At 55.6% G+C, this 21,875-nt stretch carries 24 protein-coding genes, 1 other RNA gene and 1 riboswitch; of the genes, 13 read left to right on the top strand and 12 right to left on the bottom strand.

Features of this window, described 5'->3' with window-relative positions; translation table 11 throughout:
• Position 1 precedes the first annotated feature (1 nt).
• Both ACR0IO_RS22175 and ACR0IO_RS22170 read right to left on the bottom strand, forming a co-directional pair.
• The gene (locus ACR0IO_RS22175) at positions 2-1,912 is read right to left on the bottom strand and encodes an extracellular solute-binding protein (RefSeq protein ID WP_480744902.1); all 1,911 of its coding nucleotides are present in this window, start codon (positions 1,910-1,912) and stop codon (positions 2-4) included.
• Positions 1,913-2,086: 174 nt separating this feature from the next.
• Positions 2,087-2,593: a c-type cytochrome gene (locus ACR0IO_RS22170; RefSeq protein WP_155142456.1), complete on the bottom strand. Its 507-nt coding sequence runs from the start codon at positions 2,591-2,593 to the stop codon at positions 2,087-2,089.
• Positions 2,594-2,712: 119 nt separating this feature from the next.
• On the opposite strand from ACR0IO_RS22170, the gene ACR0IO_RS22165 reads away from it, so the two are divergent.
• Positions 2,713-3,546 carry a prephenate dehydratase gene (locus ACR0IO_RS22165; RefSeq protein ID WP_155142387.1) on the top strand — a complete coding sequence of 278 codons (834 nt, stop codon included), beginning with the start codon at positions 2,713-2,715 and terminating at the stop codon, positions 3,544-3,546.
• An 11-nt stretch (positions 3,547-3,557) separates the two neighbouring features.
• Here ACR0IO_RS22165 and ACR0IO_RS22160 read toward each other — a convergent pair whose 3' ends face one another.
• Genes ACR0IO_RS22160 through nudC form a run of 4 tightly spaced genes read right to left on the bottom strand, consistent with a single transcriptional unit; the run spans position 3,558 to position 6,144 of the window.
• Complete coding sequence (locus ACR0IO_RS22160) at positions 3,558-4,100, bottom strand: chloramphenicol phosphotransferase CPT family protein (RefSeq protein ID WP_480744900.1); 543 nt, start codon at positions 4,098-4,100, stop codon at positions 3,558-3,560.
• Positions 4,101-4,146: 46 nt separating this feature from the next.
• Positions 4,147-4,617 (bottom strand): N-acetyltransferase family protein, encoded by a 471-nt coding sequence (locus ACR0IO_RS22155; protein WP_480744896.1) that lies wholly within the window; start codon positions 4,615-4,617, stop codon positions 4,147-4,149.
• Positions 4,618-4,653: 36 nt separating this feature from the next.
• Positions 4,654-5,121: an SRPBCC family protein gene (locus tag ACR0IO_RS22150; protein WP_170337149.1), complete on the bottom strand. Its 468-nt coding sequence runs from the start codon at positions 5,119-5,121 to the stop codon at positions 4,654-4,656.
• Positions 5,122-5,160: 39 nt separating this feature from the next.
• Positions 5,161-6,144 (bottom strand): NAD(+) diphosphatase, encoded by a 984-nt coding sequence (gene nudC, locus ACR0IO_RS22145; RefSeq protein ID WP_480744894.1) that lies wholly within the window; start codon positions 6,142-6,144, stop codon positions 5,161-5,163.
• A 137-nt stretch (positions 6,145-6,281) separates the two neighbouring features.
• Between nudC and ACR0IO_RS22140 the strand changes: the two genes are divergently transcribed.
• The 3 genes from ACR0IO_RS22140 (at position 6,282) to rsgA (ending at position 9,548) form a co-directional block, all read left to right on the top strand.
• Positions 6,282-8,207 (top strand): bifunctional 2',3'-cyclic-nucleotide 2'-phosphodiesterase/3'-nucleotidase, encoded by a 1,926-nt coding sequence (locus ACR0IO_RS22140; RefSeq protein WP_480744892.1) that lies wholly within the window; start codon positions 6,282-6,284, stop codon positions 8,205-8,207.
• Between the two features lie 39 nt (positions 8,208-8,246).
• Positions 8,247-8,345: signal recognition particle sRNA small type (ffs, locus tag ACR0IO_RS22135), an RNA gene on the top strand.
• A 174-nt stretch (positions 8,346-8,519) separates the two neighbouring features.
• Positions 8,520-9,548, top strand: a complete 1,029-nt coding sequence (gene rsgA / locus ACR0IO_RS22130; protein WP_480744889.1) for a ribosome small subunit-dependent GTPase A — start codon at positions 8,520-8,522, stop codon at positions 9,546-9,548.
• A gap of 31 nt (positions 9,549-9,579) precedes the next feature.
• Here the strand turns inward: rsgA and ACR0IO_RS22125 are convergent, their stop codons facing one another.
• A complete protein-coding gene (locus ACR0IO_RS22125) occupies positions 9,580-10,437 on the bottom strand; it encodes an alpha/beta hydrolase family protein (protein ID WP_480744886.1) in 858 nt (285 codons plus the stop codon).
• Positions 10,438-10,521: 84 nt separating this feature from the next.
• Between ACR0IO_RS22125 and ACR0IO_RS22120 the strand changes: the two genes are divergently transcribed.
• Both ACR0IO_RS22120 and ACR0IO_RS22115 read left to right on the top strand, forming a co-directional pair.
• Entirely contained in the window at positions 10,522-11,082 is a 561-nt protein-coding gene (locus tag ACR0IO_RS22120) for a TetR/AcrR family transcriptional regulator (RefSeq protein WP_480744883.1), read from the top strand.
• A gap of 48 nt (positions 11,083-11,130) precedes the next feature.
• Positions 11,131-11,348, top strand: a riboswitch (cobalamin riboswitch).
• 88 nt (positions 11,349-11,436) lie between these two features.
• Positions 11,437-11,844: a hypothetical protein gene (locus ACR0IO_RS22115; RefSeq protein WP_480744881.1), complete on the top strand. Its 408-nt coding sequence runs from the start codon at positions 11,437-11,439 to the stop codon at positions 11,842-11,844.
• 1 nt (position 11,845) lies between these two features.
• Here ACR0IO_RS22115 and ACR0IO_RS22110 read toward each other — a convergent pair whose 3' ends face one another.
• Complete coding sequence (locus tag ACR0IO_RS22110) at positions 11,846-12,349, bottom strand: protein-tyrosine phosphatase family protein (RefSeq protein WP_480744879.1); 504 nt, start codon at positions 12,347-12,349, stop codon at positions 11,846-11,848.
• A gap of 173 nt (positions 12,350-12,522) precedes the next feature.
• On the opposite strand from ACR0IO_RS22110, the gene ACR0IO_RS22105 reads away from it, so the two are divergent.
• From ACR0IO_RS22105 to recR, 3 genes are all read left to right on the top strand, one after another.
• Positions 12,523-14,286 (top strand): DNA polymerase III subunit gamma/tau, encoded by a 1,764-nt coding sequence (locus tag ACR0IO_RS22105; RefSeq protein ID WP_480744876.1) that lies wholly within the window; start codon positions 12,523-12,525, stop codon positions 14,284-14,286.
• Between the two features lie 141 nt (positions 14,287-14,427).
• On the top strand, positions 14,428-14,781 hold the full coding sequence (locus tag ACR0IO_RS22100) for a YbaB/EbfC family nucleoid-associated protein (RefSeq protein ID WP_155142368.1): 354 nt from the start codon (positions 14,428-14,430) through the stop codon (positions 14,779-14,781).
• 64 nt (positions 14,782-14,845) lie between these two features.
• Positions 14,846-15,439 (top strand): recombination mediator RecR, encoded by a 594-nt coding sequence (gene recR, locus ACR0IO_RS22095; RefSeq protein WP_170337162.1) that lies wholly within the window; start codon positions 14,846-14,848, stop codon positions 15,437-15,439.
• Between the two features lie 70 nt (positions 15,440-15,509).
• Here recR and ACR0IO_RS22090 read toward each other — a convergent pair whose 3' ends face one another.
• Entirely contained in the window at positions 15,510-16,007 is a 498-nt protein-coding gene (locus tag ACR0IO_RS22090; RefSeq protein ID WP_170335661.1) for a lactoylglutathione lyase family protein, read from the bottom strand.
• A 197-nt stretch (positions 16,008-16,204) separates the two neighbouring features.
• On the opposite strand from ACR0IO_RS22090, the gene ACR0IO_RS22085 reads away from it, so the two are divergent.
• Positions 16,205-16,693 carry a hypothetical protein gene (locus ACR0IO_RS22085; protein WP_480744868.1) on the top strand — a complete coding sequence of 163 codons (489 nt, stop codon included), beginning with the start codon at positions 16,205-16,207 and terminating at the stop codon, positions 16,691-16,693.
• On the opposite strand, the gene ACR0IO_RS22080 is transcribed toward ACR0IO_RS22085, so the two are convergent.
• Positions 16,690-17,331, bottom strand: coding sequence for a ribonuclease T2 family protein (locus tag ACR0IO_RS22080; RefSeq protein ID WP_480744866.1), 642 nt, complete (start codon positions 17,329-17,331; stop codon positions 16,690-16,692). The genes ACR0IO_RS22085 and ACR0IO_RS22080 overlap by 4 nt on opposite strands.
• A gap of 130 nt (positions 17,332-17,461) precedes the next feature.
• On the opposite strand from ACR0IO_RS22080, the gene ACR0IO_RS22075 reads away from it, so the two are divergent.
• Both ACR0IO_RS22075 and ACR0IO_RS22070 read left to right on the top strand, forming a co-directional pair.
• Positions 17,462-18,226 carry a DUF1013 domain-containing protein gene (locus ACR0IO_RS22075; RefSeq protein WP_155142360.1) on the top strand — a complete coding sequence of 255 codons (765 nt, stop codon included), beginning with the start codon at positions 17,462-17,464 and terminating at the stop codon, positions 18,224-18,226.
• 55 nt (positions 18,227-18,281) lie between these two features.
• On the top strand, positions 18,282-18,671 hold the full coding sequence (locus ACR0IO_RS22070; RefSeq protein WP_480744863.1) for a hypothetical protein: 390 nt from the start codon (positions 18,282-18,284) through the stop codon (positions 18,669-18,671).
• 57 nt (positions 18,672-18,728) lie between these two features.
• Here ACR0IO_RS22070 and ACR0IO_RS22065 read toward each other — a convergent pair whose 3' ends face one another.
• Both ACR0IO_RS22065 and ACR0IO_RS22060 read right to left on the bottom strand, forming a co-directional pair.
• A complete protein-coding gene (locus ACR0IO_RS22065) occupies positions 18,729-19,760 on the bottom strand; it encodes a permease (protein ID WP_480744861.1) in 1,032 nt (343 codons plus the stop codon).
• A complete protein-coding gene (locus ACR0IO_RS22060; protein ID WP_155142353.1) occupies positions 19,753-20,061 on the bottom strand; it encodes an ArsR/SmtB family transcription factor in 309 nt (102 codons plus the stop codon). The genes ACR0IO_RS22065 and ACR0IO_RS22060 overlap by 8 nt, the downstream gene beginning before the upstream one ends.
• A 136-nt stretch (positions 20,062-20,197) precedes the next feature.
• Here ACR0IO_RS22060 and pdxR point away from each other — a divergent pair, with 136 nt between their 5' ends.
• Positions 20,198-21,658, top strand: coding sequence for a MocR-like pyridoxine biosynthesis transcription factor PdxR (gene pdxR / locus ACR0IO_RS22055; RefSeq protein WP_480744857.1), 1,461 nt, complete (start codon positions 20,198-20,200; stop codon positions 21,656-21,658).
• Positions 21,659-21,875 lie beyond the last annotated feature (217 nt).

Here is a 21,875-nt window from a genome sequence, read left to right as displayed (position 1 = left end):
GTTATCGCAGTGCGCCTTCTGCCTTCAGTTCTGCCTCTTTCTCTGGATTGACCCACCACAGGTCGAGGTATCCAAGCGCATAGGGAGGCAGGTTCTCAGGGTATTCATACATATCGTAGTAGGCCGTCCAGTAGTCCGCGATGTATCCGACAGGGATTACAAAGAACTCATACCGCAAAGCACGGTCGAGCGCCATGAGCGCCGTATCCTGATCGGCCTGATTGTCCGTTTCGAATGACGCTTCAATGATTGCATCAACCAACGGGCTGGCTAGTCCGGCCGGGTTAAACAGGCTGAACTCAGCTTCGTCCGATCCATACATCTGGCTCAGCCCGCCACCCGTAGACAGGAAAGAGCCATAGCGCGTTGAATAGACCATGTCGTAATCCCGCTCACGGCTGCGCAGCGTGTATTGGGCGGGATCAACCTTTTCAGCTTTGGCATCGACACCAATGGATTGCAGGTTTTGAACGAAGGTTTCGATCATCGTTGCCGTCGAAGTCGGCAGGTTGGAGGGATACGGGATTTCAACCCGCAGCGTCTGCCCCTGCGCATTACGGCGCAGATTCCCTTGGCCTACCGGCCAACCGGCTTCATCCAGAAGTTTGGAAGCTTTGCGCAAGTTGCGGCGATCATTCAAACGTGCCGGATTGGATTCGTGCACGACCAGTGCGGGCTCGGCCAGAAACTCTGCTGGAACAACGTCACCAAGCGTTTCGAGAAACTCCAGTTCCGCGCCTTCTGGCAAACCCTCTGCCTGCAACGGAGTACCCTGTACAAACGAACTGCGCGGTGCGTTCAGTCCGAACATCAGAGATTCATTTGCCCATTCAAAGTTGAACGCCAGAGCCAGAGCCTTACGCACATTTTTGTCTGCAAACTGCGGTTTGGCCAGATTAAAAACAAACCCGGATGGCGTCGGAGGGCTGCCATCGAGAATTTCATCCCTTACCACAAAACCTTCAGTCAGCTTTGGGAAGTCGTAGCTGGACGCCCAGAGTTTCGGATCGCTTTCGATCCGCATAGTGTATTCGCCGGCTTTGAACCCTTCGAAAGCAGCAGTCTGGTCCGCGAAGTACTCCAGGCGAATGGTGTCATAGTTATGCCGACCCCGATTGATGGGAAGATCTTTGCCCCAATAGTCATCTCGGCGTTTATAGACGATGCGGCGATTGATGTCGTAGCTGTCCAGTTTGTATGGCCCGGATCCCACGGCAACTTCGAGCCGGGGCTCATCCAGACGGCGGGACTCATCCGCTTCGAACCAAGCCTTAGAGAACACGGGGGTCGCACCAACCGTCTCGATCAGGCTGCGACGTGTCACGTCGGGGTTGAAAGTGAATTTGACGGTGTGATCATCCAGCGCTTCGGCACCGGTCACCATCCGACCGACAGCCTGCGCGTATGACGGCAAACCCTGTTCGATGAACAGTCTGTGGCTATAGACGACGTCCTCGGCCGTAACCGGCGTGCCATCCCAGAATGTCGCTTCGGGCCGAAGATGGAAAATGACGTAGTTGCGCCCTTCGTCATACTCGAGGCTTTCGGCTATGACCCCGTAGTACTGACCGACACTGTCATCAGTGCTGTCGATCAGACGATCATACTGAAGTGTTGTCAAAGCACCCGGGCGGCCCTTGCGCGAGTAGGGGTTTAATGAATCGAATGTACCTGATGCCGCGAGGGAAAGCTCTCCACCCTTAGGCGCATCCGGATTGACATAGCCCAAATGCTCATAGTCAGCCGGGTAGTCCAGATTACCAAAGTACGAGTAGCCGTGACTTTTGGTAATCTTCTCTTCAGCTGCAGTAGAGTGTCCAGCTATCCCCAGCAGTAAAGCCGCCGATATTCCCAAAACTGATGCCCATGGCCGAATAGTTGATACGCGCGTTTCAGGCAGGCGGGGATTCATATGGCTCATCCTCTGGGTCGTTCACGACTTTAATCTTGTTCGTGCTAGCTAAAGGTCCAGCACTGACAGTTGCAAGTTTAGACTGCGTGAACACTTTGTGAAGATTCACTAAGGAAAAAATAAAGCCGCTGCACGTGGCAGCGGCTTTGAAACTTGTCGAAACTGACTAAAAAATCAGTTGATGGTTTGCAGATAGGCAATCAGGTCTGCCCGATCCTGCGGCTTTTTCAGGCCGGCAAAGCTCATGGAGGTGCCCGAGATATAGGCGCTCGGGCGAGTCAGGAAGGCATCCAGAGCTTCAGGTGTCCAGTTGCCACCATGGGCCTGCATCGCTGCAGAGTAACCGGTGAAACCTTTGGCTGCAGCTACAGGACGATCAACGATCGCATAAAGATATGGACCTGTGCCATTCGCGCCGTCTTCCAGTTTATGACATGCGGTGCACTTGCGGAAAACCTTGGCACCTTTCTCGGGATCGGCTGCGGCCAGCATTTCCTCAAAGACGACTTCTTCGCCGTCAGCGCTCTCGCCAGAGCTTTCGGTTTCGATGATATAGGCGGCTTCGGCGCCATGCCCGCCCGCATAATAGAGAACGTCGGCTCCCCATTTTGCCAGAAGGAGCACCAGGAAGGTGCCGAACAGGCCAGCGGCGGCCTTGGTAACTGTCATCGTGTCGAACATTGATCGCTTGTCCATTTCAGCTGTCTGCGGGGTGTCTAAGGCTTCCCCTTGCAAGAGGCAAGGTATAGACACCGCGACTAAACGCCCAAATCAAGAACTTGTTGCATGGAATCGACCAAATGACCAAACGCATCGCATTTCAGGGTGAGCCCGGCGCCTATAGTCACGAGGCTTGCAGCAATGCGCGCCCCGATATGGAAGCCCTTCCGTGCCGCACATTCGAGGACGTGATCGAATCAGTACGCTCCGGCGAAGCCGAGCTTGCGATGTTGCCCGTCGAAAACACGACCTACGGCCGGGTTGCCGATATCCACAGGCTGCTGCCACATAGCGGGCTGCATATTATCGATGAGGCTTTTGTTCGGGTTCATATCAACCTGCTTGGCGTACCGGGTGCAAAGCTTGAAGACATTACCGAAGCGCATTCTCATCTGGTGTTGCTGCCGCAATGCGCGGGTTTTCTGGCAAAACACGGCATTCGAGGTCGGGTAAGCCCTGACAATGCCCGAGCCGCCCGAGAAGTGGCAGAAGCAGGCGACAAGCATTCAGCTGCTCTGGCAAGTGAACTGGCCGGAGAAATCTATGGGCTGAATGTGCTGGCCCGCCATATCGAGGATCAGGGTGATAATACCACTCGCTTTCTTGTCATGTCGCGGCAGGCTGACGAATCGCGCCGTGGCGAGCATGGCATGATCACGAGCTTCGTTTTCCAGGTCCGAAACATTCCGGCTGCCCTGTATAAAGCGATGGGCGGGTTTGCCACCAACGGGATCAACATGACCAAGCTGGAAAGCTACATGGTCGATGGGTCCTTCACCGCCACTCAGTTCTACGCCGATATTGTCGGGCATCCTGAAGACCGGAACGTTAAGCTGGCAATGGATGAGCTGGAACACTTCACGACCAATGTCGAGATTTTGGGCGTCTATCCTGCCGCACAACCGCGTGGGTAATAGATTCGCCTCTAGTCCAATTGCAAACTGAACTCGGACCGGCGCAGTCCACTGCGCCAGACCTCCAGTATGGATTGCACATTGGCATCCACCCCATCTTCGGATTGGATTTCCAGATCATATCTCCGGTTCTGATGGATTGATTTCTGATCCCTTTCAGCACTACCCAACGGACGGTCACCCCGCTTCAATTCTCGCTCGTTCAGAACCGGTACTGAACAATGCACCGCGACGAAAAACACATCATGTGGTTCGAACAGCTCTACTAGGGTTTCTATCCAGCCGTCGGTGTCCAGTATGTGTTCCAGAATCAGGTTGTTCCCAGCAGCTGCATAAGATGCCAGCGATTGATGAAACCCCGCGAAAAAGCGCGGCCTCTCCTCGCTCCAGTCAAACTCTCCACTTTGAAATCGATCCCGCGGCAACACTCCGGCATCCCGTAGATGGTCGATCGAGATGTGCCAGAAGGGTTTTTCTATTCTTTGCTGCAGTGCACGGGCGATTGTGCTTTTACCGCTGCTGGATGCCCCGTGGAGAAAGATTATCTGCGACATAACATGTCTTCCTCTCGTTCACATCCGGTTGGTGCCGCTTCCAGAACTATCTGAGCCGAAATGCCTTTGAGATCGCCCCGTCTGATACGCGATAATCCCTGAACCCCATAGCTTGGTAATAGTTCAGACCCTCAGGGTTTTTTGCACCAATAGTAGCGTCAATGGCCTCAAGGTTGTTGGCCCGCGCAGCTGCATGAGTGCGCTCGAACAGTTGCCTTCCAATGCCACGCCGCGCTGCAGTTGGTCTGATGTGGGTTCCGATCACGCCCCAACCGACAGGCGCGCCATAAGGATTATCTTCAATCGCCAGAATCAGCGCCTGAAATCCGAGGATGTTGCCATCTTCATCTTCGGCAACGGTGCACTGCAAATTATTTGAGTGGGTAATGTAGTGCGCCCGAGCAAACTCTGAATCGCTAGCTGAGTGCCGTTTCCCTGCCGCCACAAGCTCTTGCAAAACAGAAGCAATACCTTCCGCGTCTGCTTCATTTGCATTTCGGAATGTCAAAGGGCTCATCATATCCTCGCTCCGAATAAGGACGTATTGCAGACCTCACGCACCGTGCAGGTGTCGTTCCTCCAGCTCTCTGGCGAACTCACCCAACCGAAGTTGAAATTGCCTGCGAAAGCGTGATTTTCCGAGTTTCAGGGACTGAAGCAACAAACGTGCAGGCAAAGACTTTGCGGTCAGCGCAATCTCCATACTCATACGCGTTCTGCGTTGCGATAAAGCGAGAAACTCGATCGTCGTCAGACCGTTCAGGCCCTTACTGGTTGTTTCAAACTTCATCACTTCGGGACGCGCGAACTCGCTCATCAAGACCGAAACCTGACGGGGTTTACCACGCACCTTGATTTCCGTTTCCCAAAGCGTGCCAACAGAGACCGGCGAATGCTCGTCCACCCGACGCACCTCGATCCCGCGTCGCATAGCCATGCGTTCAAAACGTTCGAAATCGGAGACCATTTCAAACACCCGATCAATAGGCGCTTCGATGTCTTCACGAGCTGAAAATTGCATGTTGGTCTTTGCTTCTCTTGCCTGTGAACCAGTGTTTCCTCAGTCCAGTGTATCCGCAAGCCAGTTTTGCAACAGAAAATGCGCAATAGCACCCTTGCGCGCTGGCAAAAGCAACGGATGCTCACCGGCAAAGGCCTGCATCATTTCGGACTTGCTTACCCACATGGCGTCTTCGATTTCAACAGGATCAATCTTAATATCGCGTGACAATGCCTCACCGGCGCATCCGAACATCAAAGACGCCGGAAATGGCCAGGGTTGGCTGGCCAAATAGCTGACCGCACCTACCGGAACGCCAGCTTCTTCCATGACCTCACGTCTTACCGCAGCTTCCAATGTTTCGCCTGGCTCTACGAACCCCGCAAGCAGCGAGTACATCCCCTCGGGCCATCCCGGAGAGCGACCCATAAGGACGGAATCCCCATGTGTTATCAACATAATAACAACAGGGTCTGTACGTGGAAAATGCTGGCCTCCACACGAGGGGCAACTCCGCTGCCATCCAGCTTGCGAGACTTCGCTTTGTGCGCCACATCTGGCACAGAACCGGTGCGTCTCATGCCATCCGATCACAGCCTTGGCCGTCGCAGCCAGTTCGGCATCCCGCGGCGAAAGGCGTGTCATGATGCGACGCAGTTCGGCAAATACAAACCCATCCGGCAAACCCGGATGCTGTTGCTCGGTCCGATCAACAAACTCGCCGACACCGGATAAATCCAGCCCCTCGGCAGCCCATTCCGAGATATCCATGGCGAATATGGGCAAGTTCGCTTCAGACAGCCCAAGGAAAACCGGCGTTTCGATCGCACCACCCGGGCCCTTCTGAACCAGGTCATGTGTCATCGGGACGAAAGCCAAACTGTTCAACGCCTCGCCACAAACCAGAATCTTTCCCCGCCAAAGCAGCAAACAGCGCGCCGACGGGTCGTTCTCAGCATCAGCAAGTCTCTGCGCATCGCTTCGAATAAGGGCCGCCCGGTCAAGACCCGAACCTCCAAAAGTCACCTGTTCAGCGCGTTTCATTCTGGCCCCTCAGCTTTTCGCCAAGGGGTGCCACGGCTTCGGCTCCAGAGCAATGGATATTCGTAGTCCTAAAAAATCAGACATACTCTCGAATAACCGTATGGTTGCTCAAGTATTTACATGTATTCTACTTTTTAGTGCAAACGTTCACTCAATCACCACCAAAAGAAGACAAATTGATCAAGAATAAAGTTCCCTGCCGTAGCCAGAATCAAACGATCTGTGGACGCATTCAGCTTCTGGCGACATCGGATCTTCATATGAACCTGACCAGCTTCGACTATTATGCTGATCGCCCAGACTCAGCAGTCGGATTTACTCGAACAGCGACACTTATCCGTATTGCACAGCAGCAGGTCAGAGACAGTGGCGCGCTGACATTGCTGTTCGACAATGGCGATTCACTGCAAGGTACTCCGTTTGGCGAATGGGCGGCAGAGGAGAAGGGTTCGGAACACCCTTTGATGAAGGCCTTTGGTCTGTTGGGTTATGATGCCATCGGCCTCGGCAATCATGATTTCAGCTTTGGCTTGCCAGCTCTTGACGGCATACTCTCTCAGGCACCTTGCCCTGTGGTTTGCAGCAATATGAAGTACAGCACGGGCGACCAGAGCTGGCAAGAATACGCGGTCTTGCGGCGATCTCTCACAGTCGCCAACCGGGAGTTTCCAATTCAGATCGGAGTATTGTCCGTATTGCCACCGCAAACTGCACAATGGGAGGCGCATCGCTTGTTGGATCAGGTGACAGTGGCCGACATCATGTCATCTGCGCGCAGAACTGCATCCCGGCTACGTCAAATGGGGTGTGATCTGGTCATCGCGCTGGCCCATTCCGGATTGGGACAGTCCGATGCTGCCACGGGGTTGGAAAATGCTGTGATCCCGATGGCCGCGATTGATGAAATAGATGCGATCATCGCTGGCCATACGCATCTGACCTTACCCGGGAAAAACCATGACGAACTGGAGCATGTCGAAAATCACATCGGTCGAATCCATGGCAAACCTGTTGTCATGCCGGGTTTCGCCGGCTCGCACCTGGGCATCATCGATGTTGCCGTCGAACGTGAGCCTTCCGGTCGCTGGCGCATCGTAGACAGCTCAAGCCAGTTGCAGCCAATATGTTCTGCCAATGAGAACTTACCTGTTCCGGAAGACGCTGAATTAAAGAAGGTGTTTTCGCACGGACACGCGCACACCAGAGCACGTATGGCCGAGCCAGTAGGGCAGACCTCCAAGCCTCTGCACAGCTTTTTCAGCTATTGTGCGCATGATCGGGGGCTGGCCTTGGTTGCAGCGGCACAAGCCGCTGCTCTTCGGCCATTCTTGTTCGGAACCAAGTTTGCCACCCTTCCTGTTTTATCCGCGACAGCACCCTCAAAGTTCGGAGGACGCGCTGGCCCTAATCATTATACACATGTGCCGGCAGGTGAAATTTCGATGAGACATGTAGCAGACCTGCACGTATTTCCGAATGAGCTTCGAGCCATACGTGTCAGTAGAGCCCAACTGCTTGACTGGATCGAGATGTCTGCAGGGATCTTCAATCAGCTCGACAAAAGTCACGAGGCTGAGCTGAATGATCCGCGCCGGGCAGGGCACAACTTCGACGTATTGCACGGCGTGTCATACGAAATCGATTTGTCGCAACCCGCCCGCTTCGGCGCGAGTGGTCAATTGATCAATCCCGCGAATTCTCGAATCTGCAACTTGCGACATCTCGGCAGTCCGGTGGAGCAGGAGCAGGAATTTATCGTAGCGCTCAACAACTATAGAGTCAGCGGAGGCGGGCATTTTCCGTTTCCTGAGCGTGTGGAAGCCATCAAGCTTCCTCCATTGCGAATACAGGATATCTTGCGTGACTATCTATCCGGAAAACTGCCTGCTGATCCTCTGGAGAAGGCTCCACGCCCCTTTTCGTTCACCAGCCAGCCGGGATCGCTGGCAATCTTCAGAACCGGGCCGGGCGCCGCGGATTATCTACAAGAACTGGCAGAATACGAACCGCAAATTCTCGATCAGGACCCTGATGGATTTCTCAGGATCAGACTAAGCCTGTGATGGGTTGTCATTGCACTGCCAAATCCCTATATCGGGCTTCGAGAGGTTGGCGCGGGCGAGCGCCTCGCCAACCTGGTCAGGTCCGGAAGGAAGCAGCCACAACGAGTCCCGCTTGGGTCGATGTCCAGCCTCTCACTTACCGCCAATTCGGCGATCAATCCGCAGCCAAAGGAGGGCTTTGATGATTGTAGTACAAATCCCTCAGGCAGTGCGGCGCTGATCTAGCGGCCACTTCCGACTGCCTGAACACATCACCCACGGATGCGCGTGCGCCATCTGTGCGGCTTGCTGTTTCTGAACACAGGCAGATCAATGTCCCTTACACTATCGGACCTCGGATGGTCCTCTCACTTTGCCGCGCAATATGCGGCTGATCCAACATACACTCCCTATCGCGTGAGCGCAGTTCACCGTGACCGTCTGATCGGAATGCATCCTGACGGCGAAGCAACATTGCTGAGTAACAACCAATCTACTGGTGATTTTGCTGTCGGTGATTGGGTTTTGGTCGATGAACACATGCGTATCCAACGACTGCTGGACAGGCGGAGCCTGCTAAAACGCCGGGCCGCAGGCACCGGTGCTGGAATCCAGTTGATTGCGGCCAACGTCGACGTTCTGTTCATCGTCAGTTCCTGTAACGCAGACTTTAACCTGCCTCGGCTGGAACGATACTTGGCACTTGCACATCAGGCTGGTTGTTATCCAGTGATCGTGCTGACCAAGGCAGACACGTGCGATGATCCGAAAGACTATGTTTCACGCGCAGAATCACTGACACTCTTTCTGACGGTTGTGCCAGTGAATGCCCATGATGACGATGACGTGCGACAGGTCCTGAATTGGTGTCCAAAAGGGCAAACAGCGGCTCTGATCGGCTCATCAGGTGTAGGTAAAACCACACTGACTAACGCAATGACTGGCGCAAACGAAGCCACCGCGGAGATACGTGAAGATGATGCCCATGGACGACACACGACGACCTCGCGCGAGCTGCACCAGATGCGTAACGGCGGTTGGCTGATCGACACCCCCGGTATGCGCGCCCTGCGTCTGCTGGATGCTCAAGAAGGGGTCGATGAAGTATTCTCGGATATCGTCGAACTTGCCGAAACCTGTCGCTTTGCGGATTGCAGCCACGAAACCGAACCGGGTTGCGCGATCCAAGAAGCCATCAGCGCCGGCGAGCTCGACCCGGCGCGTCTAGAGCGATGGAGGAAGCTGCGACGCGAAGATCGGCGTAACTCTGAAACAATCGCGCAGTCGCGCGCACGTGACAAAGCCTTTGGGAAAATGGTGCGATCCGTGATGCAGGATAAGAAATCACGCAAACGGTTCTGAAGGAAAGGGCACCTCCGTGCGGTGCCCTACTTCACGCAATCAACCGGGGCCAAACCGCAGAGTTGCGACGGGCAAACGCCCCGATGTGCCCCACACCCTTGAGGCCAAAATCGCCGGGCTTCAACAGGTGACGTCTGGCAGCAGGCCCGTAGGCATCTGCAAGTCGCCAAACTGCCTCCGGAGGCACCATCTCATCATCCTCAAATGTAAGAACGTCGACGGGCGCACCTGAACGCGACCAATCCGCTTCGGGCAGTGTAACTCCGGTCTCAGGCAAATAGCTTTGAGGTGCGGTACACCACTTTCGCCACTGCCAATACACTTTTGGCGGCAGGTCAGCACCAAAACCAACCAACTTACCCGGCAGATATCCCTTCAGGCGCACGATCAGGGGAGCGTGACCAAACCAGAACAACATAGCCAATGCACGATATGGCCAGGGATGATCGGATACGGTCACCAGTCCCGAACAGACACAAATCATCCGGTCGATCTGTTCGATTTCCGGCTGGACTGGACCCAACATCCCGCCAACCGAATGACCAATAACCCAGAGCTTGGCATCCGGAAATCTTCTGCGCATCTCAGCACGGGCCGCTGGCATATCGACAAGAGCCCAATCGGCCATGGTCACGTCGCTGTCCTGCAAGCGCCCTGAAAGGGAATGGCCAAAATCGCGGTAGTCGTATGTAAGGCAGGCAATACCCTGTTCGACAGCCAGCCACTGTGCAAAATGCCTGTAGTAATCGCGTGGCACGCCGGTGGCGCTGTTCAGAACTACAACTGTATCAGGCTCGGTCGCAGGCAGGAACAGACGGGCAGACAGCGTCGCTGAACCAGCCGGAAACTGAAAATCCTCGATGAGCGCATTCTGCTGGCTGTCCAACATTGAATCCTCCAACCAAGTCTGGACCAATCAGTCTAATAATTCCATCTGGACCATTTGGTCTAGTGCTGTCAATATCGATGAAAGATGACCAAACGTCCGCTACCAACCCGAGATCGCCTGATCCAGACCGCCGCCGAGCTGTTCCAGCGCTCGGGGTACAACGGCGTTGGGTTGTCCGAATTGCTGGCAGAGGCCCAGGCACCCAAAGGTTCGCTTTACCATCATTTTCCAAAGGGAAAGTCCGACCTGGCCCTTGCTGCGGCAAGCTGGGCGTCAGATGGAATGCTGGAACTGATTGCGGCCTCTTTCAAAGACGCACGCGACTTTCGCGATGGCGTCGAAACCCTATGCCACAAGATCGCAAAGCTCTTTGACAAATCCGGTCGCTGGGAAACCTGCCCTATATCCGCCACGCTGTTCGAGGGGCCGGAGAACCAACTTTTCAGGGATCACGCCTACCGCCTGTACGAAAGCTGGATTGTGCAAGTCCGCAGGCATGCCGAACGCTTTGGCGTCGATCATCCTCAGGAAACCGCCGATACACTGTTCATTATGCTTCAGGGCGGATGGCAACTGGCCCGCGCGCGTCGAAATTCGGATGTATTGCGCAACCTGCCGAGGTTTCTGCCCGCCAACGCTCTCTGAAGCTTACTGACCGCGGCGGAATGCAGCTTGACTCAAGCCGACCACAAGCATTAGCGGTTAGGCGATGGTTCTCGTATCGGACTGGTACGGGATGAAAAGGGAACACGGTGCGGTCCTGCCCGAAACGTTGGAATGGACCTATGCCGCGACTGCCCCCGCAACTGTAGGCGGAGAGCAATGCCGAAATACCACTGGCCAATAGGCTGGGAAGGTCGGCAAAGCGATGACCCGCAAGTCAGGAGACCTGCCATCGGAATTGAAACCGAAACTCGGGCGGGGTGTCCGGGCAGGGTCTGACCGCATCGCGTAGTCCAGCCTGTACCAAGCCCCCGTCTCGCGCGCGGAGGGCGCAACATGATCTGGAAGACCGAGACACACGAATTTATAGCTACAGTTTGCCAACGGACAGGCAAAACCTGCCCCGCACTGGCCAGAATGGCCCGTGCAATGGCGCAGGCCATGACAACAGCTGGACCAGTAGCGACGCGAGAATTCGAAATCGAAGGCAGCAGCGAGCTGACCCATTGCCCGGATGGTTGCACCGCCCGCTTTCGCGCGGGACCTGATCAGATCAGGTTTTTTTGCGGTTCAGATATGTCCGTCGAGACCAACGCGCTGGATGAATATGCAGACATGATGTTTGGCTCAGCAAACACCGCTTTGCCTTCCAGCATTCTTTCCAGTCCACCATATGCGCTACTTGAGGCCAATGCGCTCGTTCCAAGGCAAAATGTCGATATCAGCCAGCACGCGGCTGCATGATTCAGTGCTCGAGCTGCGGCTGAGCTGCCGATATCGCCCAGTTTAGCTGATCATCAGTTTCAACTGCACATGGCCGCACCTTGCGTAACCTCTGGAGTGCGTTTTCGGGTCTTTCACCGCATTCGATCATCAGTCGAAGCACAATCATCCCCGATCGTCCGCAGCCACCGCGGCAATGAACCAGTACCCGTCCTCCGCCCGAGAGTGCATGTCGAGCTGCTGCGCTGGTCTCAGTCCACAGCTCATTGATTTCTGGTGACGGCGCACCGAAGTCGGTCACGGGCAAATGCGCCCATCGACTAGCCCGGCTTTGAATATCGCTGCCGAAATCACCTGCGCCGAGCTGCACCATCTCGGCCTCAGTTGTCATTGAAATGACAAGACCTGGCTTCCAGTTCGCTATCAGGTCCAAATCGCCGGAATAGTCACCATCTTTGCCGGGTATCGACGTCAGCGCGAGCGTACCATTTCCAACCTGCAGGGCATAGATCACCAGCTGAGACACAAATTACTCCTCCCAAGAAATGGCATGCAACAGAACTCAGTTTTTCGAAATCGGTCCGGCCAGCTTATGCGCATCGGCTGGTATTCCCAAACGAAATTCGTGCCTGTGCGCTGTGGACGTAAGCCGCGGGGACAACTACGCTGCATCCTTGATACGAATCCGCCAGAGCAGACATGACCGACACACCCAGCCCCGCCTATCAGGTTCTAGCCCGAAAATACCGCCCGGAAACCTTTGCTGATCTCGTCGGCCAGGATGCCATGGTGCGCACGCTGAAAAACGCGTTCGAGGCCGACCGGATCGCGCAGGCCTTTATCATGACCGGCATTCGCGGAACGGGCAAAACGACCACCGCGCGGATCATTGCAAAGGGCATGAACTGTATTGGTCCCGATGGCAATGGCGGACCGACGACTGAACCTTGCGGGAAATGCGAACATTGCGTTGCGATCATGGAAGGCCGCCATGTCGACGTGATGGAAATGGACGCCGCAAGTCGGACCGGCGTCAATGATATCCGGGAAATCATCGACAGCGTACGCTACCGCGCCGCCAGTGCTCGCTACAAGATTTACATCATCGACGAAGTTCACATGCTCTCGACCAGTGCATTCAACGCGCTGCTCAAGACGCTCGAGGAACCACCCGAGCATGTGAAGTTCATCTTTGCAACGACTGAAATTCGCAAGGTCCCGGTCACCGTTCTTTCCCGGTGCCAGCGCTTCGATCTGAGACGTATCGAGCCCGAGGTCATGATTGGCCTGCTGAAAAAAATTGCCGGGTCAGAGAACGCTCAGATCGCCGAAGATGCGCTGGCTTTGATCACCCGCGCTGCAGAAGGTTCCGCGCGCGATGCGACGTCACTGCTGGATCAGGCGATTTCGCACGGCGCTGGCGAAACCAGTGCGGATCAGGTTCGCGCAATGCTGGGCCTTGCGGATCGGGGACGGGTTCTTGATCTGATTGATATGATCCTGCGCGGCGATGCGGCAAGTGCACTGACTGAGCTTGGTGCCCAATATGCCGAAGGGGCGGATCCGCTGGCGGTACTGAGGGATTTGGCCGAAATTACTCACTGGGTTTCCGTCGTTAAAATCACACCGGACGCGGCCGAAGACCCAACCGTTTCGCCAGACGAACGCGCACGTGGCCAGCAAATGGCCGAAGCCCTGCCGATGCGGGTGCTGACGCGCATGTGGCAAATGCTGTTGAAAGCGCTTGAGGAAGTTGCCGCCGCGCCCAATGCGATGATGGCAGCGGAGATGGCTGTCATCCGTCTGACCCATGTTGCCGACCTGCCAAGCCCCGAAGAACTGATTAAACGGCTGCAGGATGCTCCTCCACCGCCAGTTGGTGGGCCGGGTGGTGGCGTACCGGTGCCTAGCAATGGTGCCCCGGTTGCACAAGCACACACCCCCGCGACACCTGCCTATACATCGCCACCGCGTGGCAACGGCGGCGCGCCTTCAGCCGCGTTAGCGCAGGATGTTCAGGCAGCGCTGGCGCGCTATCCGAGCTTCGAGCATGTGGTCGAACTGATCCGGTCGAACCGGGATGTCAAATTGCTGGTCGAGGTGGAAAATGGGGTTCGGCTGGTATCCTACCAACCCGGCCGAATAGAATTCACGCCAGCATCGCAAGCACCTGCCGATCTTGCCGCCAGGCTAGGATCGTCTCTGCAACGCTGGACCGGCAATCGCTGGGCTGTTTCCATTGTATCCGACGGAGAGACGCCGACAATCGCCGAACTGAGGGATGCGGCAGAACTTGCTCTGAAATCAGAGGCAGAGGCTCACCCTCTGGTACAGGCGGTCCTTGCACAATTTCCCAAGGCGAAGATCACCAAGATCGAAACCCCCGAACAACGCGCAGCTCAGGTCGAAACCGAAGCGCTGCCCGAGGTCGAAGACGAATGGGATCCGTTCGAGGAAGACTGAGACCCAGACCTGCAATTCGCAAGCAGCAGGGCCCATTGCCTTGCAAAAGGCCTTAACAATGGGCGGGAGGCGCGCTGGCCTCTTGTGTCGCTCAGTCGGCATCCGTATTTAGGCGTCAAACCGATTTACAGGAGATTACCGATGCTCAAAGGACTCGGCGGCCTTGGCGGTCTGGGCGACATGGCCAAGATGATGAAATCCGCGCAGGATCTGCAGACCAAGATGACCGAAATGCAGGAAGAGCTGAACAACATCATGGTTGTCGGCGAATCCGGCGCCGGCCTGGTGAAGGCGACCGCTTCTGCCAAGGGTGAGCTGAAAGGTCTGGACATCGACCCGTCCATCTTTAACGGCGACGACAAGGAAGTGGTCGAGGATCTAATCCTGGCTGCGATCAAAGACGCTCAATCCAAAGCGACCGAACGTTCGCAGGAAGAAATGAGCAAGCTGACCGAAAGCATGGGTTTGCCCGCAGACATCAAGCTGCCGTTCTGATAGACACTCCTGACGACCCAAAGGCCGGGCACCCCTGCCCGGCCCTTTTGCAGGAGCGCAAGCCGTGAGCTCGAACAGCGACATCGACAATCTGATCGACCTGATGGCAAAACTGCCGGGCCTCGGGCCACGCTCGGCCCGTCGTGCAGTCCTGCATCTGATCCGCAAACGCGCCCTTCTGCTCACCCCCCTCTCGGACGCGATGCAACAAGTGGCCGTCACTGCGCGTGAATGCCTGAATTGCGGCAATGTGGGCACCACCGATATCTGTGATATCTGCGATAGCGAAGACCGCGCGACCGGAGAGCTCTGTGTGGTCGAGGACGTCGCTGATCTCTGGGCGATGGAGCGAGCCGGGGTATTCAAAGGCCGCTATCACGTTCTGGGCGGAACTCTTTCTGCACTGGACGGCGTCGGACCGGACGAATTGCGCATCCCCCGCCTCAAGGACCGGGTTCTGGCCGAGGGGGTTTCCGAAGTCATTCTGGCGCTGAACGCCACCGTAGATGGCCAGACCACCGCCCACTACATCGCGGACCAATTGGAGGGTCAGGTGCGCCTGACTTCACTGGCACAGGGTGTACCGATTGGCGGAGAGCTGGATTATCTGGATGACGGGACGATTACTGCAGCGCTGAGGGCGCGGAAAGAGCTCTGAGCATTGCAATAAGACAGCAAACGGAACGCGTTCGCCTGTTCCGGTTGCACACCAGTCTCTCTTCTATTTGTTAGGTGTAAGCGCCCGACGAATAGGTCAATTCATACGAATGGCTGTAAATCTCGAAGACGATGCCAAAAGGGTCTTCAACGTAGACCATACGATAGGGTTTCTCTCCGGGATAATAGTATCGGATCGGCATCCGTTGTTTGCCACCTGCTGCAACAATTTTTTCTACTAAGCCTTCAACATCCGGGTCCTGGACGCAAAAATGGAACGTGCCATTCTGGCGAAAGTCGATATTGTTTTCCGGTACATAGTTCCCGTGAAATTCAAAAAGCTCGAACCCGATGCGATCAGCGGTCGCCAGATGCGCAATACGCAGTTTTTTCCATTCCGGGCCAAACACATCAGTGCACATAACACCGATATCCGTATCATCCTCTACCACGTCTGTCGGCGGCATGATTACGTAAAAACCAAGGACTTCGGAATAGAACTTTACAGCCTCGTCAACGTTTGGGACTGACAAGCCGATGTGAGAGAATGTTCTTGGATGTTGCGGCATGGTTCGCTCCTTGGTTTATGGAGCGAAAACTATTGTGCCACTGTCTGGTTTCAAGCGCCTGCCCGGCGCGACATAGCCGGGTTCCGCAATGCACATAGGTTTTCTTTCTCGACTGCATTATCCGAGAATGACCTTTGCCTCCTGCACGCGACGTGTACTATGCCTGTGACACTATCCATTTGATATTGGAAACAGTTATGACCCGCCTTCTTGCCCTGACCTTTGCCGCTTTCACCGCAACCGCCGCACTTTCACAAGAACTCATCGACAAGGGATTTGTCGAAGGCTGGAACATCATGATGGATCCCGCGCTTGGGAACGGATGCCTGATCCAGACGATTTATCAGGACCTCTCGGTGGTGCGTTTGGGCTATGACGCGCTGGACAATCGCGGGTATTTCACCGTCTACAACAAGGCCTGGGGCGATATTGAGCCGGGGCAGAGCTACCCGATCCGGTTCGAGTTGGACGGCAAGAGCTTTGACGCCACCGCCATCGGATTCAAACAGGACCGTGTGCCGGGCGCGACGGTATTCTTCACCGACCGGAATTTCGTCAATGCAATTGCTCAGAACAAGACGATGACCGTTTTCAACCCGGCGGGTGAACGTGTGATGGCAATCGACCTCAAAGGGACAGCCAAGGCGCTGGACTACGCACGCGACTGCCAAAACAAGAAGCTTTAACGAATCGGATCGAACAGCGCATCCTTGGCCGTGCAGTCGCGGATGACATCGCGGCCGCAGGGTACCGGCTCAAGGTCGCGCGAGAGGCACAGGCGGACCTCTTCAATATAGCCTTGCTTACAGGTGATCGTGATCATGTCGCGCTCCAAATCCGGGTTGGATTTCAGAAACGCGTCCTCGACAACCGATGCCGGAAGTTTGACCGACGTGTCCAGCTGACGGAACACGGGCGGGCGTTCAACGCCCAGATAGGCCTGACGAGACAGGGCAAAATAGTCGGGCGCGCTGAGACCCGAGCAGGTGCCGTGTTTCTTCCACTGATGCCAGGCAAGACCGGAACTGCCCTGAATGTCTTCCATTTCCCGCGTCATGCGCCGGGTTGGCGGCGCCTCGGGCGTGCGACAGAACGCAGGCCAGCCTTGGTGGTATTGCGGCCAGAGACCGTGCAGGATCCAACCGTGATCATGCCGGTCGTCGCATTGATCAGATCCTCGCGCATCCCCTTCACGGGCGCACCAGTTGGGTGACCAGCTCAGCGACAGGACATAGTAGTCGAACTCACCAGCCTTTTCGCCATCTGCCAGCGCAGACATTGCGCTGAACGCCCCTAAAATGAGCCCGCAAAACACCTGACGCATTCGCCTCTTCCCTTCTTGCCTTGGCGCGACTATATACAGCCCAAGTTCCCCGACAACGGAAACCTGCCCCAAAACCACGGGGCCGCCGAATTCCGGCGACGGGACAGATGTATTTATAGGAGACGGGCTGATGGCAAAACCGCTTATGGCCAAGGCAACAGCCGTATGGCTGGTGGACAACACCACGATCAGCTTCAAGCAGATCGCGGATTTCGTGGGCATGCACGAGCTTGAGGTGCAAGGCATCGCAGACGGTGATGTGGCCGCTGGCGTTAAAGGGTTTGACCCGATTGCCAACAACCAGCTGACGCAGGAAGAGATTGACTCCGCGCAGGGCAACCCGCTGCACAAGCTGAAGCTCAAGTTCAACCCGTCGGCCGCTGGTGAAGAAAAGCGTCGCGGCCCGCGGTATACTCCGCTGTCCAAGCGTCAGGACCGTCCGAACTCGATCCTGTGGCTGGTCAAGTTCCACCCGGAACTGAGCGACGGTCAAATCGCCAAGTTGGTTGGCACAACCAAGCCGACCATCCAGTCGATCCGTGAGCGCACACATTGGAACATCGCCAATATGCAGCCCATCGATCCGGTTGCTCTGGGCCTGTGTAAGCAGTCCGAGCTGGACGCGGTTGTTCAGAAGGCTGCCGCCAAGAAAGCTGCCGAAGGTGGCGTGATGAGCGATGATGAACGTCGTCGTCTGGTATCCACCGAGCAATCACTCGAGATGGATGCGGCGCCGAAAATCCCGACTGCGATCGAAGGTCTGGAGACATTCTCGTTGTCTGAGGACAGTGACGAAGAGCAAAAAGACGATGAACCAATCATCGATGCCGACAGCTTCTTCAACCTGCCCAAAGGCGGCGGCGAAGAAGACGAAGAAGACGATCTGCGCAACTAACGCGTTATGTAGCTCTGATCTTTCCAGGTCGGAGCCATTTTTTCACAGGATTGCCATGCTGAACATTCTGTCTGCGATCTTTGGCCCGCATCGAGCCGTTTCGATCTATGCATTCGTCAAGACCAAGGGGCTTGCCATAGCTGGCGGTCTGGGATTGATCGTAATCGCGGTTGGTTTGCTGGTGCTGAATGATGACGGCAAGCATGAACATGATGCATTCATGACCGTCGATGTTCTCACAGCCACTCCGATCAACGGTGATCTCAAGAATGGCGTCATTGCTTCGGTCAGGCTGCCGGACGGCACGGCAACTTCGGTAACCGCCACCGAAGCACCCATTGCGCAAACGGTTGGAACCAGCGCCTGTATCGAAAAACGGGTCTACGTTGAAAGCGGCGAACCCCGCTATCGGTTCAAACTGCCGCGCTATTGTGAAGCGAGCTAAGTCAAAACCGCTACAAATGAAGAACGCCCGGCGCATCCGCCGGGCGTTCTTTTACTCTCAGATCATCTGGAACAGAATTCCAGCCACGATCGCGCCAGAGATGCCAAGCCCCAGATAGGTCGCAAACACCCGAGGTTTGACCAGGGACCAGACCGCGGCCATTGCCGGGATGGAGCTGACAGCGCCTGCCACCATGAAGGACATCGCAGCGCCTGCGCTCATGCCCTGTTCCATCAGACCAGCCAGCAAGGGCGGCGCGACATAGGAGTTGAGGTAAGCAGGCATCCCAACCAGCGCAGCGATCACGATTGGAACAAGGCCTTCACCTCCGACAACTCTCGCGATCAGGTCCGCCGGAACGTAGCTGACAAGCAAAGCTTCAAGCACATAGGCCAGTGCAAGCCATTTGAGCAGGAACAGTCCGTTGTGCACAAACTCACTCCGGAAACGTGCACGACGTTCGGGTTCTTGCCAGAACTTCCAGTGTGGTTTGTCATCCTTTTTCGGACCACAGCCGCAACAACCGGCAGGTTTGTACACGCGCAGCGGCTGGGCAAAGGCACCCTGACGCATCAGAAAGCGCACGACAAATCCGCCAAACAATCCCAATGCTACCGCCGCGATCGCTTTGCCAATTGCAAACGGCCACCCCAGTGCACCAGCGGTGATGAGCAAGGTTGGCGGGTCAATCAAAGGTGAACTGAGCCAAAAGGCCATAACAGCAGACAACGGCGCCCCTAGCGCAAGTAAGCCGGCGATGAACGGAATGACTTCACAGGAACAGAACGGTGCGAGCCCGCCAAAAAGAGCAGCCAGGAAAATCATCCGCGTTTCCCGTCCCTCAAAAGCCCGCGCGACCATAACCTCGGCACCGGTGGCCTTGAGGTAAGAGAGTAGCAGTACGGCAAACAGAATGTACTGACCCGTGTGTGCCAGTGCCTTGCCCGCAAAGGTCACGACCTCGGTCCAGTTGCCGGGATCAAGAACCCCTACTGCAGCAAGGATTGCGACGATCAATGCCCAAGGCGTCTTGAGCAGATCCAGGACACTCTTGGACATAGCTCTCGGGTTTTGCGTTAACTCAGCCATCGTTTGCGGCCTTTCCCACTTCGTCGGCGCAGCATTCGCTCAGGATGAACTGTGCCAGATTTCTCAGTTCGTCAAAGCAGGCACGGTTGATCGTGCTGCGTCCGACTTTTTCTTGTTCAACAACACCACCTGCCGCCAAGAACCGCAGATGATGGGCCAGTGTTGATGGTGCGATACCCGTTCGGCTTTGGATCTCGCCAACGGTCAGGCCCGTTTGCCCGGCACGTACCAGTGTCTTGAGGACCTGCAGCCTGGCTTCTGAACCCATGGCCGAAAATCCCGCGGCGGCTGTTTCCCACATTGCCTTTCTCCATTAAACTAGATTTCTGGTTTAATAGTTATTTTAAATTCCAATGTCAACGAACCGCTCAAAGATTTCTCAGGCTTTCGAGTTAAGTCCAGATTGCCCCCGACATAAGTCCACCCTATAACGAGGCATGGGGATCTCGGTCGATACATTCTTTCTAAAGCCTGATGGTCAAGGCACCTTGCAGGCGCAAATCCAACAGATGATAGCCGAAGGCATCTTGTCAGGTCGCTTTCATGTAGGTGAAAAACTGCCCTCGTCACGAAAACTGGCGGCACATCTGGGTGTCAGCAGGATCACCGTAACCTTGGCTTATACCGAGCTGCTGGCTAACGACTATCTGACCGCCAAGGGACGGTCCGGATACTATGTTTCCCAAAATGCGCCGGTACCTCCCAAGTACACGCCGTTGCAACGCGGTGAGGAAACAGTCGACTGGACCAGAACACTGGCCCGTCAGTTTTCGGACGGCGATGTCTTGTCCAAGCCGTTGGATTGGCGCGACTATCGTTATCCGTTCATCTACGGTCAGGCAGACCGGAGCCTGTTCGATCATGCCAACTGGCGCCTTTGCGCCGTGCGGGCACTGGGTCACAAAGATTTCGATTCACTGACCGGGGACTACGTGGATCAGGATGATCCATTGTTGGTAGAGTTCATCGCCCGCCACACGCTGCCAAGACGTGGAATTGCCGCCCGTCCCGAAGAAATCCTGATCACGTTGGGCGCACAAAATGCGCTCTGGCTGGCGTCCCGGATCCTGCTGGATCGCGGTCGCAAAGCGGCAATCGAAGACCCCTGTTACTATGCTTTGCGCGAGTTGTTGCACCGGTCGAATTGCGAAACGACCGCGTTGCGTGTGGACAAGGACGGGTTGCCGCCGGATGACATCCCGGATGGAACTGACGTCATTTTCACCACGCCCAGCCATCAGTGCCCTACAACATCGACCATGCCTGTGGACCGCAGACACGACTTGCTGAAACGTGCGCGCGATCTGGACGCAATGATTGTCGAAGACGACTATGAATTTGAGATGGCCTTTTTGGGCGCACCGTCGCCAGCATTGAAATCGCTCGACAGAGATGGTCGGGTGGTCTACGTAGGCAGTTTTTCAAAGTCACTGTTTCCCGGATTGCGGTTGGGCTACATGGTTGGCTCTGAGCCATTCATTCGTGAAGCCAGAGCACTAAGGTCGCTGGTTCTGCGCCATCCGCCGGGCCACATTCAACGCACAGCTGCCTATTTTTTGTCCCTCGGTCACTACGATGCGCAGATTCGCCGTATGTCCAAAGCGCTGCTGGAAAGGCGTAAAACAATCGAAGAAGCCATAGCAGAGCACAAGCTGACGGTTGCGGGTCGGGGTGTCTTTGGTGGTTCTTCGATCTGGATGAAAGCGCCTGAGCACATAGACACAACGCAACTTGCCAAAACCCTGCAGAAACAGAGCGTTCATATCGAACCGGGTGAGCCTTTTTTCTCAGGCCCGAACAAGCCAGCGAACTTCTATCGGCTGGGATATTCCTCGATAGCGCCCGATCGTATCCACCCCGGAATCAAACAGATCGCATCGGCCATTCGCTCAGCATAAGTCCAACTCTGGATATATCCCGCCGCTCCGACTGGCCCTAACCCCGCGCGCACCCATCGGTCAAAACCGACTCCAAGCCAAGGCAGTACGCCTGAGAGCTTCCACTTTAGCTTGGAGAGCATCCCGATGAAGATGACGACAGAAGAGGCCTTTGTTAAGGTATTGCAGATGCATGGTATTGAGCATGCGTTTGGTATTATTGGTTCTGCGATGATGC

The organism is Ruegeria sp. CE12, assembly GCF_056537525.1.
The sequence above is the reverse complement of the archived record's forward strand: the minus strand, read 5'-3'. Positions and strand labels throughout refer to the sequence as shown.